Genomic DNA, 14,234 nt, shown 5'->3' with positions numbered 1-14,234 from the left:
ACGCCGCCACCAAGCCCGAGCCCGCCGCTCCCACTACGCACGACGACTCAGCGCCGAGCTTCAGCCATGATCCCGAACGGCGGCTGCCGTACTAGAGGACTTTGTTGTCGGGCAGGGTAGTGGATTGGTCGGCCGTCGGGGACCAGGGCCGAGCCCAGCTGGCCAGGTGTGCCGCCCCGGTCGCTGTGGCGGCGGCGGAATCGCGGGTCAGCGCGTCGCATCGGGCGAGGAGTTCGTCGACGGCGCCGTCGGCGGCGAGGTAGTTGATGACGGCGTCGTGGAGATGGTCGATGTGGTCGAGGCGGTCGCGGAGAAGGTTGTGAGCTTTGGTGACCGCTTCGGCGACGAGTCGGGTGCCGTGAACGTCGTTGCGGCGCAGCAGGGCCAGGCAGGTTGTTTCGACCACGGCGGTATCGCCGCGATCGAGGATGAGCCGGCGGAGGATATCTGCAATGTCGTTGCGGTCGGCCCACGCGGCGAGTTGGTGTCCTGCGGCAGCGCGGGTCGACCAGTCCGGCGAGTCGGCGGCTGCGATTGATTCCGCAGGCGGGGTGGGGGCTTGCATGGGTTCAGGCTCCCACATCTGTTCTTGCTGCTGGGGTGCGTCGGGCGGGTTCTGGTGTGCGGGCCTTGAACCGGGCGATCGGTTTGGCGGTGGTCCGGGCGGGTTCGGCGTCCAGGCCGTCGTTGTCGTAGATGCGGCGAAGGGTGATACGCCCTACGGTGTCGATGTACTGGTTGTCTGCGCTGCGATTGCCCGGGCGTTGCGGGCCTGAATCGCCGCCTGGTTGGCGGCCGGCAGGCTCTGCAGCAGTTTCGCGACATGCTTCGGCCTGGCGATCATCTGCTCCACAATCAGGTTCAGGAGTTCGAATAACGCTGGAACCAACGCGGGATCATCGGTTACATCGATCTGTCCAGGATGGACGGCGTTGTTTCCGATTACTCGCAGGATATCCATTGCACTGCTTACCTGAACATCGAGACCTTGCCCGACAAGAGTTCCAATCTTACTGTCAATGGTTCCACTGCCAGGCACGAGGCCGTCAACGAGCATTTGCAGTCCAAGGCGCAACAAGGCCGCCGCCGCACGGGGAGATTTGGAGTAGACCTCGGCCGCCTCGATAAAGACATCCGCAACTTCGCCAGGTGCGTCAGGGTGCGGAGCTGTCGATACTGCAACAGTTGGAAAGACAAGGACCATTAGGCCTTGAGGTGAGTTTTCCTGCTTCCAGAGCGTAATCTTGTCGCACGCAAAACACCTTTTCGCACCCCAGCGACTCGCATCGTAGATCTGTGTATCGAAGGAGATTTTCACGATCAGTTGCTTCGCGTAAACGCCGCACTCCGGGAAGGGGCAATGGTATGCGTCAAGGTGGAAACGAGGTACGACAGGCTTCTGGCTGGGCATCCGGACTTCCTTATCGAAGGCAGTGAGTAAGCATGCCACACGGCGGCGCGCCACCGCACCTCTGTTTGCGACGTTAGTAGGATGCGCGCGCCGTGCTGTCCTATGCGCAGCCGTGGAGCAATCGGCCTATGCGTGTCATGGCCTTGAACGCACAGGCGACCATGCTGACGTTCGCGCAGGCCAGCGGCCTGGTACAGCTCGGCCGCTTCTCCGTTCCTAAACCGTGTGTCGACGGGATGGGCCACCAAGATCGGCAGGTAGGCACCGCATACAGAACGCGGCCCGCAGTGCCGGGAACTGATGAGAAACGATGGGGCCGAACCCGCAGGTCGCAGGCCCTGGCACGGCCACTTGCCCAGGTAGTCAGCTCAGCGCTGGAGGTGCAACCTGTACCAGTACGACCTGGCCCTGTAAGGCCTTCAGTCGCACAGTGGCGGTCATGCCCGGCTCACCCCGGGACATGACCGCCGCTTTTGCGTTGGCTGGGATCGTCACGCGGTGGCGGTCTGGGATTTCGGCGGCAGGTCGTGCCGACGCACAGCGGGCCGGACGACGCGTGGGTATATGAGGGGATGGGGCTCAGCGGGGCACCGGGCCGTGGCGCGAGGTCGTCATTCCTGACGCGACTCCCCGACGGGGCGTTCCACGCCAGTGCCGGCGTCCGGCGCCATCGTCGACGGCGGGGCGTCAGGGAGGCGGGACCGTCGGTGGGTGCGGTCAGGCGATTCCCTTGCTGGTGGCGGGATCCAGGAACTCGACGCGGGTCGCGGCGACGTACTCGTCGCGCCGGGCGAGGAAGTGCCTGACGTGGGGCCGGCGTTCGTGTTCCTCGAACGCCTCGCGGTCGCGGTACAGCTCGTAGAAGACCCGGGCCAGCGGCTCGCCGGCGACGGTGTGGGTGGCGTAGACGAGCGTGCCGGGCTCCTCGGCCCTGATCCCCTCGATGGTGAGGGCGACGAGCTCGTCGAACGCCTCGGCGCTGCCGGTGTCCTTCAGGTCGAACCGTACAACCAATGCGAACATGCCCCACACCCTTGCACCGGTGCGGGGACGACGAAAACGCGGACCGGCCGTGGTGGCCGGTCCGCGCTGAAAAGCTGTTCGGGAAGCTGTTCGGCAGCCGCAGGGTCAGGCGGCGTCCGCCGAGACGAGGAGGCCCTGGTTGACGGCGGCCATGAGGGCCTGGGAGCGGTTGTTGACGCGGAGCTTGCTGTACAGGCGGGACACGTAGGTCTTGACGGTGGCCTCGGAGACGGCGAGCCGCTGGGCGATCGTCGGCAGGCTGAGGCCGTCCCGCATGAGGGAGAGGACCTCCTGCTCACGCTGGCTGAGCAGGCCGGTCTGGCCGCGGCGGCGGGAGAGGGCGGAGGACAGGCCGGGCGCGGTGAAGGAGTGCGGGGCGACGGCCGCGTGCCGGATGGCGGCGAGGACCGACGGGATGGGGGCGGCCTTGGTGACGTACGCGGAGAGGCCGGCGTCGAGGGCGCGGTAGAGGAGGTTGTCGTCGCTGACCGCGCTGAGCAGCACGACGCCGAGGTCGGGGCTGGCGGCGCGGAGGCGGCGGGCGAGGCTGATGCCGTCGCTGTCGGCGAGGGAGGCGTCGATGGTCACGACGTTGGCGCGGGTCTCGGCGACGACGCGTTCCGCTTCCGCGGCGCTGCCGGCCTCGCCGACCAGGGTGATGTCCGGGACGGTCGCCACGACACGGTTGAGGCCGAGTCGGAGAAGGACGTGTTCATCGACGGCGACCAGTCGGATCGTCATCTGGGCTCCTCAAGGAAAGTGTGCCGTGGCCTGCACGTTTACGGCGTGGATCGGTGCCGTTCAAGCGTCGCAGGCGGCATGGTCGGGAGGCCAGACGCTGCAATTGACCTGCGCTCGTCGGCAACCGTGCTGCACCGCAGGACAATCGGACACCGGTGGACACCGTCAGCTCTTCGGCCGGAAATCAACCCGCCGGAAGCCGGCGTCAGCGGGGGAGCGCCGGCAGGGAGGGCAGGCCGGGGCGGGGCAGCGTGATGCGCACGGTGGTGCCGCCCCCGGGCGTCTCGTCGATCACGAGGCTGGCGTCGTGCGCCTCCACGATGCACTGGCAGGTGGCGAGGCCGATGCCCGAGCCCTCGATGTCGGTGCGCAGCCTGGTGAACATCTCCAGCACGCGCGGGCGGTCCTCGGCGGCGATGCCGATGCCGTTGTCGGCGATGGCGATCGTCCAGCCGTCGGGGGACTCTGTGCCGGTGATGGCGACGTGGCAGTCGCGCCCGCGGTCGCGGAACTTCAGCGAGTTGCTGACCAGGTTCTGCACGAGGACGCGGAGCTGGGTGGCGTCGCCGTACACCATGGGCAGCGGACCGACGTCCACTGTCGCCCCGACGGTCGAGATCGCGTAGCTGACGTCGTCGACGACCTGGTGGACGACGGCGCCGAGGTCGACCGGGGCGAAGGACGGGCGTCCGCCGAGCGACGCGTGCGACAGGACGTCCTCGATCATGCGCCACATGCGCGTCGCGGAGGACAGGGCCCGGTCGATGCAGCGTTTCGCGGTGGGGTCGGCCATGACCGCGTCGGTGTCGGCGAGCATGGCGACGAAGCCGAGGACGCCGGTGAGCGGGTTCTTCAGGTCGTGGCTGACCTGGCCGGCGAAGTGCTGCAGGGAGGCGTTGGAGCGCTGCAGCTCGCGGGTCGTGCGCTGGACCTTGTCGAGGGCCTGTTCGAGGAGCTGGCCGTGCCGGTGCAGGTCCATCACGTCCATGACCATGCGGGCCAGCTTGTCCAGGCCCTCGCGCTGCTGCGGGGTGAGCTCGTGCGGCTGCTGGTCGAAGACGCAGAGGCTGCCCAGGACGTGCCCGTTGCGGTCGCGCAGCTGCGCGGAGGCGTAGAAGCGCACGTCGTCGATCTCGCCGGTGACGAACGGGTTGTGGGCGAAGCGCGGGTCGAGGGTCGCGTCGGCGACGACGACGGTGTCCGGCTCGACGATGCTGAGCGCGCACATCGAGTCCTCGCGGTCGCAGACGCCGGCCTGGAAGCCGTAGGCGGCCATCTGGTGCTGGTGGGTCGAGGAGATGATGTTGACGACCGCGTTCGGCACGCCGCAGACGTACGCGGCGAGCTCGACGACCGACGGCAGGTCCGGCAGCGGGGGAGCGTCGAGGATGCCGTACTCCGCGAGTGCCGCCAGCCGTTCCTGCTCGTCGGCCGGGATCGGGAAGGTCTTGGTGCTCATGGTGCCGACCATAGGCGGCGAAAGTTGCCGGTCAGGCCAGTTCGTAGTCCAGGACCAGGGTGTGCGCCCCGTCCTGCGCGATCTCGATCTCGCCGCCGCCGCTGATGCCGGTGAGCTCGCCGGTGCCGGTGTCCGGGACGATCGTCCAGGAGCCGCCGCGCTGCCCGCCGGAGCCGGACGCGGTGTGGTGCAGCACGAACGTGCCCGTCCGGCCGTGGAGGCTGCCGAGGAAGCGTTCGAAGCCGACGTACGCGGCCGAGCCCTCCACGGCGGCGCCGCACATGAGGGTCTCGGCCTCGCTGGTGCCGGCGAAGTCGCCGCTGAACCGCTTGGTGATCCTGGTGCGTGTCAGGCGGGCGCCGGGGCGCTCGTCGTAGACGTCCTCTTCCCAGCCTTCGATGCTGAACGGCGCGACGGCCCTGGTTCCCATGCCGGTAAGCCTGCCCCACCTACCTGACAGCCTGCGTCAGGATTGGGGAAGCGTGATCGTGACGGTGACGCCGCGCTGCTCGACGGACGTGACCATGCCGCCGCGGTGCCTGGCGGCGATCTCCCTGCCGAGCATGAGGGCGAGCGCGCCGGTACGGTGCTCGCCCGGGTGGTCCGGGTGCGGGATCCGCATGGACAGCAGGCGTTCCGCGCTGAGCGGGCCGGCGACGGTGGCGGCGACCCGCACCGTCCACACGCCCGCGTCGCGGGTGACGGTGACGGTGATCGGCCGGTCGGCGTCGTTGACCACCCCGGCGACGTCGACGGCGGTGCGCAGCAGCTGGCGCAGCAGCGGCTCGTCGCCGAAGAGGTGCGCGGCGTCCGGCACGTCCAGGGCGACGGCGAGCCCGCAGGCGACCTCGTTGAGCAGTGGCCGCAGGTCGACCCGGACCGCGTCGAGCGGCGCCTCGGCGGCCTCCAGCTCGGCCAGGAGCATGAGGTCGGCGACGGTGAGCTGCATGCGCTCCGCGTTGCGCCGGATGGCGGTGAGCGCCGAGTGCCGGTCGCTGGGGTCGAGCTCGATGACGTCCCCGGCGTCGAGCATGTTCGCGAACGTGATGATCGACGTCAATGGGGTGCGCAGTTCGTGCGCGGCCACCCGGATGAACTCGGTCCGCAGCTCCGACATGCCGTCGCCGCTCGTCGCGCCGGGCGATCGGGTGGTTTCGGTGGCGGTGTCGTCAGTGATGCGCACCCCCTCGGTCCTCCGGAAACGTTACAGGACATGTCATTACATTGCGTAGTATATGTGTGTACCGACAGTAAGCGACGAATGTCGTGAGGGCTGCCGGCCGAGGAGAGCTTTGCGTGGAGAGACCGACCGTCTGGTCGACACGGGCCTGATCGAGGGCGCCGTGGTCGACCTGGTGGTCCGTGCCGCGAACGCGACCACCGTGGTGGACGCGCAGCGCCTCGTCGCGCAGTTGCGGGGTTTCTCGGGGGTGCGCGGCGCCGAGATCGTCTCCGCCCTGACGCCCGTCGTCGGCGAGCTCGACCTGCTCGAGCGGCTGCCGGTCGGACCGGCCCAGTGGGGACAGGAGCTGCGTGTGGAGTTCAGCGCCGCCCCCGCCCGCACGGAGCTGCTCGGCGCCGCCGCGGAGATCGCCGCCGCCGCCGACCGGGCCCTCGCCCAGCCGTGCCGGGCCGTGCCGCCGCCGCCGATGCTCGGCTCGCCGCTCGCCTGGGCGATCACCGCCGGCGCGCGGGCCATGATCCTGACCGTCGACCCCGCCCGGGGGTGGAGCGCGCTGTCCGACTCGTTCGGCACCGTCCTCGGGTACGACCGGCACAGACCCCCGGACTACCGCGTCATCGACCTGATCCACCCCGACGACCGGCCGGCCGCCGTCGCCATGTTCCTCACCTGCTGCACCGGCCGGCACCCGGCGGGCACGGTCGACCTGCGGATGTGCACCGCCGCCGGCCGCTGGCGCACCGTCGAGGTCGTCGCCCGCACGTACGTCGACGACGCCGACGTCGGCGTGGTGGTCTTCTTCGGGATCGACGTCACCCGCCAGCGCGAGACCGAGCGGGCCGTCGCCGTCGAGCAGCAGCGCCTCGCCCGGCTCGTGGAGACGATGGACGACGGGCTCCTGCTGCTCGACGAGCAGGGCCGGGTCGGCCTGGCCAACCTCGCCGCGCACCGGCTCCTGGACACCGGCATGGCCGTGCCCGGCATCGTGCGCGACCAGCTGACCGGCGACGATCCGCTCGACTGGGCCGGGGTCATCGACCGCGCGGTCGAGCGGCTCGGCCCGGACTCGGCCCGGGTCGGGCGGCTGCGCGAGGCGCTGCGCCTGCGGCGCGCGATCGTCGGCGAGGAGATCCCGTTCGACGACGGGCGCGTCCTGGAGCTCGACCTGGTCCCGGTGGCCGGTCCCGGCGAGTCCGACTCCGGCACGCTCGTGCACCTCCGCGACGTCACCGCCCGGGTCGCGGTCCGCCGCGGGCTGGAGGAGCAGACCCGCGGCCTGGAAGAGCGCAGCCGCGGGCTGGAGGAACGCAGCCGCGGGCTGGAGGAGCGCAACCGGGCGCTGGTCGAGGCGACCGCGCTCAACAACGAGTTCGTCGCCAGCGTCTCGCACGAGCTGCGCGGGCCGCTGTCGTCGGTCGTCGCGTTCGCCCATCTGCTCGGCGACGCCACCACCGGCGACCTGTCCGAGGATCAGCGCACGTACCTCGACGTCATCGACCGCAACGCCAACCGGCTGCTGCGGCTGATCGAGGACCTCCTGCTGCTGTCCCGGCTGGAGGCGCGCACCCTGCAGCTGAAACCGGTGCCGACCAGGCTGTCCGAGCTGCTCGCGGCCGCCGTCGCCGAGCGGACCCCGGTGGCGCTCGCGGCCGGGCTCGACCTCGTCCTGGAGTGCGCCGAAGGGCCCGAGGTGATCTGCGACGACACCCGGATCCACCAGGTCGTGGACAACCTGGTGAGCAACGCGGTCAAGTTCACGCCGAGCGGGGGGCGGGTCACCGTCCGGGCCGGTCCCGGTGATGACGGCTGGACGATCGCCGTGGCCGACTCGGGTGTGGGCATACCCGCCGCCGACCTGCCCCGGCTCTTCAGCGCATTCTTCCGCGGCTCCAACGTGGCCGCGGCGGTCGGGCGGCAGATCATGCCCGGCACCGGGCTCGGGCTCGTGGTGAGCCGGGCCATCGTCGAACTGCACGGCGGCGGCATCAGCGTCGCCAGCACCGAAGGGGTCGGCACGACGGTCACGCTGTCGTTGCCTTCGCGACCAGCACGAAACGGGGGATGATCGTGAGCCGACTTCTCGTCGTCGAGGACGATCCGGATATCGCCATGGCTCTGCGCCTGCTGCTGACGCGGGCCGGACACCAGGTCGCACACGCCAAGGACGGCAGGACCGGGCTCAGGGACGCCTACACGGAGCGCCCGGAGCTCGTCATCCTCGACATCGGCCTGCCCGGCATGGACGGATGGCAGGTCCTGGAGCGGTTGCGGGACGTCAGTGACGTCCCGGTGCTGCTGCTGACAGCGCACGGGCAGGAGTCGGACAAGGTGCGGGGACTGCGTGGCGGTGCCGACGACTACCTGACCAAGCCGTTCACCAACGCCGAGCTCGTGGCGAGGGTCGAGGCGCTGCTGCGGCGCAGTGCCGGACCCGCGTCCTGGGCGGACGAGGTGTACGACGACGGCGTCCTGCGCATCGACCCGGCGGCCCGGCGCACGTTCGTCGCCGGCGACGAGGTACGCCTGACGCCGACCGAGTTCCGGCTCCTCAACGTGCTCGTCCGGCACGCCGGCGCGGTGCTGTCACCCAACCAGCTGCTCGCGCAGGCGTGGGACGACCCGACCGGCATCGGCCCGGAGCGGGTCAAGTTCGCGGTGCTCCGGCTGCGGCGCAAGCTCGGCTGGACCGACCCCGACGCGTCGCCGATCGAGTCGGTGCGCGGCTTCGGCTACCGCTACCGGCGCCCCGTGCTGGACCGTGCGGGCGAATAACCCAAGCGCAACTGGCCGGGACCGGGGCAGGGGACCCGGGCCCGGCAGTCTTACACCTGGAAAGAGCAGCCAGCCCCAGGGAAGAGAGCCCACATGATCGACCTTGCCGCCGACGGCCACGTCCACACCGCCTTCTCGTCCGGCCGGGACAGCGTCAGCGTCCTCGTAGCCAGCGCCGAGCAGGCGGGACTGACCGAGGTGACCTTCGCCGACCGGGTGGGACCCGACACGAGCTGGCTGCCGCCGTACCTCTCGTCGATCCAGCGCGCCCAGCAGCGCACCGACATCGTCCTGCGCCGCGGCGTCGAGGTCGAGGCGATCGGCATCGACGGCTGGCTGGCGTTCCCGTCGGACCTCAACGGTCTCGAGGTCATCTCCGTCGGGCTCAACCGCCTGCCGCTGCCGGCCGGGCTGCTCAGCCCCGACGCCGTGCGCGGGCTCATCGACAACGGCACGATGCGCGCCCTCGACGTGATCGACCAGGTCGTCACCGTGACCGGGCTGGCCGTGGAGCGGGTCTCCCGCTACGCGCCGACCCGCCTGGCCCGGCCGCTGGACTTCCTGGCGCGGGCCGGGATCGACGAGGCCGCGGTGCCGGACTCGGCGATCGCCGAGCTGGTCGAGGCGTGCCGCGCCAACGGCACCGCCGTCGAGGTCAGCGAGCGGCACCGGCTGCCCGGCCTGCGCTTCGCCCAGGCCTGCGCCGAGGGCGGCGTGCGGCTGGTCGCGGTCAGCGACGGCGTGCGCGCCAGCGAGGTCGGCTACTACCGGTACGTCCGCGAGATCGCCGCGGCGTTGCACCGTTCACCGGCCACGGCCTGAACGGTTCCCACCCGGCGAAGATCAACCCAGGACCCGCCGCTATCCGCCCGAAACGGGCTGATCGCGGCGGGTCCGACTTTAGGATCGAAGATGTGTCGAAGGATCGCGAACTCGTCCTGGTCTCCCTGTTGCAGGAGGCGACCAGGATCGCGAACGAGGTCGACAACATCACCGACGCCGGGCTGCCCGTGATCAGGGCGGTCTGCTCGGCCACCGGCTGGAACGCCGGCCACCTCTGCCTGCCGGACGAGCGCGACCGGCGCATCTTCGTGTCGACCGACATCTGGTTCGAGGACGTCCCCGGCTCGTTCGACGGTCTGCGGGCCGCCAGTCAGGGGTTCCGCTTCACGTACGGCGGCGGCATCGTCGGCATGGCCGCCCGCACCGGCAGGCCCGTCTGGAGCGCGGACGTCTCCACGGACGCGACCTTCATCCGGTCCCGCGTCCCCGGCGCGACCACGGGCGTCGGCGCCGCCATCGCACTGCCGATCACCGGCCGCGGCGTGGTCTCCGCGGTGCTGGAGTTCTTCACGCACGAGCCGGGAGAGCCCGACCCGCGGCTGCTGGAGATCATGTCCGACGTGGGCATGCAGCTCGGCCGGGTCGCCGACCGGATGGCCGCGACCCAGGCGCTGCGCTTCGGCTCGGAGCGGATGGAGCGCATCCTCGACAGCTGCATCGAGGCGTTCATCGCGATGGACGAGGGCGGCATGATCACCGGCTGGAACGCCGCCGCCGAGAAGGTGTTCGGCCTGTCGAAGGAGGAGGCGATCGGCCGCCGGCTGGCGGACACGATCGTGCCGCCGCGGCACCGCGAGGCCCACCACCTCGGCGTCGGGCGCTTCATCACCACGGGCGAGCGGCACGTGCTCGACAACCGGATCGAGATCGACGCGTGGCACGCCAACGGCTACGAGTTCCCGGTCGAGCTCGCCGTCTGGGCGGTGCAGGACGCGATGCAGGGCTGGAGCTTCAACGCGTTCGTGCACGACATCACCAACCGCAAGCGGGCCGAGGAGGCGCTGCGCGCCGCCTACGAGCACGAGCGCGAGGCGGTCTCCCGGCTGCGCGAGCTCGACGTGGTCAAGAGCGACTTCGTGGCGACCGTGTCGCACGAGTTCCGCACGCCGCTGACCAACGTCATCGGCCATCTCGAGGTCCTCACGTCCGGCGACGCCGGCGAGCTCAACCCGGCGCAGGCCCGGATGCTCAACGTCATCGGGCGCAACTCCGACCGGCTGCGGGCGCTCATCGAGGACCTGCTCACCATCTCCAGGATCGAGGCCGGGGTGTTCGACCTGAACCTCGGCGTCACGGACCTCACCGACGTGCTCGTCGCCGCGCACGCCGCCGTCGAGCCGCGCGCCAGGCGCCGCGACCACCGCCTGGAGCTGCGCATCGCGCCGCACCTCGGCACCGTGGAGGCCGACCCCGAGCAGCTCGAACGGGCCCTGGTCAACCTGCTGGTCAACGGGATCAACTTCACCCCCGACGGCGGGCTCATCGAGATGACCGCGGGCGTCGACGACGACCACGTGGTGATCAAGGTCCGCGACACCGGCGTCGGCATCGACCCGGCGGAGCAGGGTCAGCTCTTCACCCGCTTCTACCGCGGCACGTTCGCCGTCCGTGAGGCGGTCCAGGGCGCCGGCCTCGGCCTGGCGATCACGAAGACGATCGTCGAGGGGCACGGCGGGGAGATCGGCGTGGCGAGCGTCCCCGGCGCCGGCACCACGTTCACGATCAGGATTCCACGCGAACGTCCTCTTTGGCTGTGACCTTCTCCGCCGGCTCGGCCGGCTTCGGCGACGCGGGTTCGGCCGGCTCCGGTGAAGCGGCTCTGGCCGGCTCCGGGGACGGAGGGGTCAGCACCGTCTGGAACCCGGTGCGGGTCATCTGCCCCCACTCGTGCTTGCCGCCCTTGATCGCGGCCCACATGCCCATCGTGCGCCACATCGCGGTCAGCTGCCGGTAGCCGAAGTTCTCCAGGACGGAGGCGAGGACCGACGCGATGAGGTCGGTCCAGCGGTGGTACCGGTGGAACGAGTACTCCTCGACCGTCAGCGCGATCAGGTTGAGCAGCAACGCGTAGCCGTACGCGACGGCCACGAACACGAGCGCGAACCTGGCGTTGATCGCGCCCACGTACAGCCCCAGCGGGACGAGGACCACCCCGGCCAGCTCGATGATCGGCGCCAGCAGCTCGAACAGCACGTAGTACGGCATCGCGACCATCCCGATCCGGCCGTACTTCGGGTTCAGGATCATGCCACGGTGCTTGCTGAGGATCTCGGTGATGCCGCGGTGCCAACGCCGGCGCTGCTTGCCGAGCACCTTCAGCGAGCTGGGCGCCTCGCTCCACGACACCGGCTCGGCGACGAACACGATCCGGTAGTCGCGCCGCTGCCGGCGCAGGTGCTTGTGCAGCCGGACGACCAGCTCCGCGTCCTCACCGATGCAGTCGTGGTCCAGGCCGCCGACCTCGATGAGCAGGTCCCGGCGGAAGATGCCGAACGCGCCGGAGATGATGAGCAGCCCGCCGATGCGCGACCAGCCCGTCCGGCCGAGCAGGAACGCCCGCAGGTACTCCACCACCTGCACCCGGGGCAGCCAGCTCCTGGGCATCCGCACGTCGACGATACGACCGGCGACGACCGTGCAGCCGTTCGCGACGCGGATGACCCCGCCGGACGCGACGGTGCGGACGGGGTCGTCGGTGAAGGGTTTCGCCACCGACAGCAGCGCCTGCGGGTCGAGCACCGAGTCCGCGTCGACCATGCAGACCAGCGGGTACTGGGCGACGTTGATCCCCGTGTTGACGGCGTCGGTCTTGCCGCCGTTGTGCTTACGGACCACGACGAGCGGGTCGGGGCGGTCCCGCGGCACGTGCACCGACTGGATCTTGCCGCGGGTCGGCGTCGCGTCGGGCACCACGCGGGGCACCTCGACCAGGCCGAACTCCTCCTGGAGCCGCTCGAACGTGTCGTCGGTCGACCCGTCGTCGATGACGATGACCTCGAAGACCGGATACCGCAGGGCCAGCATCGCCATGACCGACTGCACGATCCCGGCCGACTCGTTGTGCGCGGGGACCAGGACGGACACCGGCTGAGTGAGCGGGCTGCGGTAGGTCTCCTCGTGCCCGGCGAACGGCACCCGGCGCATGTGGTGCACGAACTCGGCCGAGGCCAGCACGATCAGCACCAGGTAGCTGGAGTTGATCAGCAGGAAGTACGTCAGGATGAAGATGTCCGTGACGGTCAGAATCTGCCGGACCCAGTCGGCGATCATGGCACGAGTTGCCTGCGGTGGTCGTCGAGCTCGGCGGCGGCCAGGGCCTCACGGGCGTGCGCGGCGCCGAGCAGGACCCGCTGGTCGCCGGGCTCGGTCTCGGCGCGGTGCTCAGCCGCGGTGAGGGCCGCCCGGCCGGCGTTGCCGAGCCGCAGCAGCGAGCGGGCCGCGTTGTGCGCCACGACGTATTCGAGGTCGGACAGCAGCGCGGTCAGCGCGGGCGCGGCGGTGACGGCGCCGAGCTCGCCGAGGGCCTTCGCCGCCTCCGCCCGCAGGGCCACGGGACGGTCCGGCTCGAGCGAGTCGAGCAGCGGCGCGAGCGCGGTGCGGGTGCCGAGCCGGCCGAGTGTCCTGGCCGCGCTGACCCGCACGTCGATGGACGGGTCCGCCCGCAGGGCGCTCTCCACCCGTACCGTGGCACCCGCGGCACCGATGAGACCCAGCACCTCCGCGGCGGTGGCCCGGATCGGTGCCCGCGGATCGTCGAGGCTGGACAGCAGGGCGCCCTGCGCGGCGGTGCCGAGCCGGGTCAGCGCGGTCGCCACGACCTGCTGCGGGACCATGCGCCGGCTGGCGAGGGTGGCCAGCAGCGGCTGGGTCGCGCCGGAGTCGCCGATCCGGCCGAGCGAGCGGGCGGCGACGACGCGGACGTCCGGGTCGGGGTCGCCGAGCAGGTCGCACAGGGGCAGCAGCGCGTCCTTGCGGCCCAGGTTGCCCAGCACCTCGGCGGCCTGCGCGCGGGCCACCGCGTCGCGGCGGCGCAGCTGGGCGCGGGCCCGCCAGGCGGCGCCACGGCGCTCGAACACGTCGACGAGCGCGGTGTGCGCCTCGCCGCGGACCTTGCCCAGCAAGGCGATCGCGTTGGGCTCCACCGCCTGCCAGACCTCGTCGGACAACCGGACGAGCGCCTCGATCTGGTCGGGGTCGTCGTCCCCGGCGGCGATGGCGAGCAGCAGCTTGCGGGCGGGCGCGGCGAGCTTCGCCCGGCGGGCCTCGCGGGCGCGGCGCACGGTCCTGCCGCCGACGATGAGACCGCCGAAGACCAGGGCCGCGACGAGCAGGACCGCCAGCGCCACGAGGGCGGCGCCGGCGAGCGTCACGTGCGCATCCGCGCCAGCACGGCCTCGACGCGGCTCACCAGCTCCCGGGGGCTGAAGGGCTTGACGATGTAGTCGTCGGCACCGGCGCCGAAGCCGACCTCGACGTCGCCCTCCTGGGCGCGCGCGGTCAGCAGGATGATCGGCAGTGCCTTGGTGCCGGCGTCCTGCCGGAGCTGGCGGCAGACGTCGATGCCGGACATGCCGGGCATCATGACGTCGAGCACGACGAGATCCGGAGGGTTCTGGGTCGCCTCGGTCAGCGCGGCGAGGCCGTTGTCGACGGCGACGACGTCGTAGCCGGCCTGCTCGAGCTTGAAGGCCACGAGGTCCCTGATGTCCATGTCGTCGTCGGCGACCAGGATCGCGGTCATGGGCCTCGCTCCTCTCACCCGTGAGATTTCATCATATGTGGCATTTGGTGCGAATGTCCGA

14 protein-coding genes are annotated in these 14,234 nt (G+C 70.8%); 4 read left to right on the top strand and 10 right to left on the bottom strand.

The genetic code is table 11. From position 1 onward, the window contains the following. Positions 1-91 precede the first annotated feature (91 nt). The 7 genes from ACZ6TV_RS49580 to ACZ6TV_RS49550 all read right to left on the bottom strand — a co-directional run bounded on the left by ACZ6TV_RS49580 (position 92) and on the right by ACZ6TV_RS49550 (position 5,817). Positions 92-565: a hypothetical protein gene (locus ACZ6TV_RS49580; RefSeq protein ID WP_465307673.1), complete on the bottom strand. Its 474-nt coding sequence runs from the start codon at positions 563-565 to the stop codon at positions 92-94. A 153-nt stretch (positions 566-718) separates the two neighbouring features. Next, positions 719-1,411: a DUF4145 domain-containing protein gene (locus ACZ6TV_RS49575; RefSeq protein ID WP_465307671.1), complete on the bottom strand. Its 693-nt coding sequence runs from the start codon at positions 1,409-1,411 to the stop codon at positions 719-721. 717 nt (positions 1,412-2,128) lie between these two features. Further along, positions 2,129-2,434 carry a putative quinol monooxygenase gene (locus ACZ6TV_RS49570; RefSeq protein ID WP_465307669.1) on the bottom strand — a complete coding sequence of 102 codons (306 nt, stop codon included), beginning with the start codon at positions 2,432-2,434 and terminating at the stop codon, positions 2,129-2,131. A 105-nt stretch (positions 2,435-2,539) separates the two neighbouring features. Next, positions 2,540-3,175: a response regulator transcription factor gene (locus tag ACZ6TV_RS49565; protein ID WP_344512051.1), complete on the bottom strand. Its 636-nt coding sequence runs from the start codon at positions 3,173-3,175 to the stop codon at positions 2,540-2,542. 205 nt (positions 3,176-3,380) lie between these two features. Next, on the bottom strand, positions 3,381-4,634 hold the full coding sequence (locus ACZ6TV_RS49560) for a GAF domain-containing sensor histidine kinase (protein WP_465307667.1): 1,254 nt from the start codon (positions 4,632-4,634) through the stop codon (positions 3,381-3,383). 31 nt (positions 4,635-4,665) lie between these two features. Beyond that, the gene (locus tag ACZ6TV_RS49555) at positions 4,666-5,064 is read right to left on the bottom strand and encodes a DUF3224 domain-containing protein (RefSeq protein ID WP_465307665.1); all 399 of its coding nucleotides are present in this window, start codon (positions 5,062-5,064) and stop codon (positions 4,666-4,668) included. Positions 5,065-5,100: 36 nt separating this feature from the next. Further along, entirely contained in the window at positions 5,101-5,817 is a 717-nt protein-coding gene (locus ACZ6TV_RS49550) for a sensor histidine kinase (protein ID WP_465307663.1), read from the bottom strand. A 109-nt stretch (positions 5,818-5,926) separates the two neighbouring features. Here ACZ6TV_RS49550 and ACZ6TV_RS49545 point away from each other — a divergent pair, with 109 nt between their 5' ends. The 4 genes from ACZ6TV_RS49545 to ACZ6TV_RS49530 all read left to right on the top strand — a co-directional run bounded on the left by ACZ6TV_RS49545 (position 5,927) and on the right by ACZ6TV_RS49530 (position 11,189). Continuing rightward, complete coding sequence (locus tag ACZ6TV_RS49545) at positions 5,927-7,882, top strand: sensor histidine kinase (RefSeq protein WP_465307661.1); 1,956 nt, start codon at positions 5,927-5,929, stop codon at positions 7,880-7,882. Continuing rightward, positions 7,879-8,589 carry a response regulator transcription factor gene (locus ACZ6TV_RS49540; RefSeq protein WP_344512041.1) on the top strand — a complete coding sequence of 237 codons (711 nt, stop codon included), beginning with the start codon at positions 7,879-7,881 and terminating at the stop codon, positions 8,587-8,589. Before ACZ6TV_RS49545 ends, ACZ6TV_RS49540 begins: the two co-directional genes overlap by 4 nt. Positions 8,590-8,682: 93 nt before the next feature. Next, complete coding sequence (locus tag ACZ6TV_RS49535; protein ID WP_465307659.1) at positions 8,683-9,411, top strand: hydrolase; 729 nt, start codon at positions 8,683-8,685, stop codon at positions 9,409-9,411. A gap of 92 nt (positions 9,412-9,503) precedes the next feature. Then, positions 9,504-11,189 carry an ATP-binding protein gene (locus tag ACZ6TV_RS49530; RefSeq protein ID WP_465307657.1) on the top strand — a complete coding sequence of 562 codons (1,686 nt, stop codon included), beginning with the start codon at positions 9,504-9,506 and terminating at the stop codon, positions 11,187-11,189. On the opposite strand, the gene ACZ6TV_RS49525 is transcribed toward ACZ6TV_RS49530, so the two are convergent. The 3 genes from ACZ6TV_RS49525 to ACZ6TV_RS49515 are packed head-to-tail and all read right to left on the bottom strand — an operon-like array spanning position 11,155 to position 14,173. After that, positions 11,155-12,702, bottom strand: a complete 1,548-nt coding sequence (locus ACZ6TV_RS49525) for a glycosyltransferase family 2 protein (RefSeq protein ID WP_465307655.1) — start codon at positions 12,700-12,702, stop codon at positions 11,155-11,157. The genes ACZ6TV_RS49530 and ACZ6TV_RS49525 overlap by 35 nt on opposite strands. Next, a complete protein-coding gene (locus ACZ6TV_RS49520) occupies positions 12,699-13,802 on the bottom strand; it encodes a HEAT repeat domain-containing protein (RefSeq protein WP_465307653.1) in 1,104 nt (367 codons plus the stop codon). The genes ACZ6TV_RS49525 and ACZ6TV_RS49520 overlap by 4 nt, the downstream gene beginning before the upstream one ends. Then, the gene (locus ACZ6TV_RS49515) at positions 13,799-14,173 is read right to left on the bottom strand and encodes a response regulator transcription factor (protein WP_203847576.1); all 375 of its coding nucleotides are present in this window, start codon (positions 14,171-14,173) and stop codon (positions 13,799-13,801) included. Before ACZ6TV_RS49515 ends, ACZ6TV_RS49520 begins: the two co-directional genes overlap by 4 nt. Positions 14,174-14,234: the final 61 nt, after the last annotated feature.

The organism is Dactylosporangium sp. NPDC051087, assembly GCF_055586325.1.
Note: the sequence above shows the minus strand (reverse complement) of the source record. Positions and strands in the feature narration are given on the sequence as shown.

Bases quoted from the DNA above. Each gene is read 5' to 3' on its own strand.
- ACZ6TV_RS49565 (WP_344512051.1), bottom strand. From the start codon at position 3,175: ATGACGATCCGACTGGTCGCCGTCGATGAACACGTCCTTCTCCGACTC.
- ACZ6TV_RS49575 (WP_465307671.1), bottom strand. From the start codon at position 1,411: ATGCCCAGCCAGAAGCCTGTCGTACCTCGTTTCCACCTTGACGCATAC.
- ACZ6TV_RS49515 (WP_203847576.1), bottom strand. From the start codon at position 14,173: ATGACCGCGATCCTGGTCGCCGACGACGACATGGACATCAGGGACCTC.
- ACZ6TV_RS49540 (WP_344512041.1), top strand. From the start codon at position 7,879: ATGATCGTGAGCCGACTTCTCGTCGTCGAGGACGATCCGGATATCGCC.
- ACZ6TV_RS49525 (WP_465307655.1), bottom strand. From the start codon at position 12,702: ATGATCGCCGACTGGGTCCGGCAGATTCTGACCGTCACGGACATCTTC.
- ACZ6TV_RS49570 (WP_465307669.1), bottom strand. From the start codon at position 2,434: ATGTTCGCATTGGTTGTACGGTTCGACCTGAAGGACACCGGCAGCGCC.
- ACZ6TV_RS49580 (WP_465307673.1), bottom strand. From the start codon at position 565: ATGCAAGCCCCCACCCCGCCTGCGGAATCAATCGCAGCCGCCGACTCG.
- ACZ6TV_RS49560 (WP_465307667.1), bottom strand. From the start codon at position 4,634: ATGAGCACCAAGACCTTCCCGATCCCGGCCGACGAGCAGGAACGGCTG.
- ACZ6TV_RS49555 (WP_465307665.1), bottom strand. From the start codon at position 5,064: ATGGGAACCAGGGCCGTCGCGCCGTTCAGCATCGAAGGCTGGGAAGAG.
- ACZ6TV_RS49535 (WP_465307659.1), top strand. From the start codon at position 8,683: ATGATCGACCTTGCCGCCGACGGCCACGTCCACACCGCCTTCTCGTCC.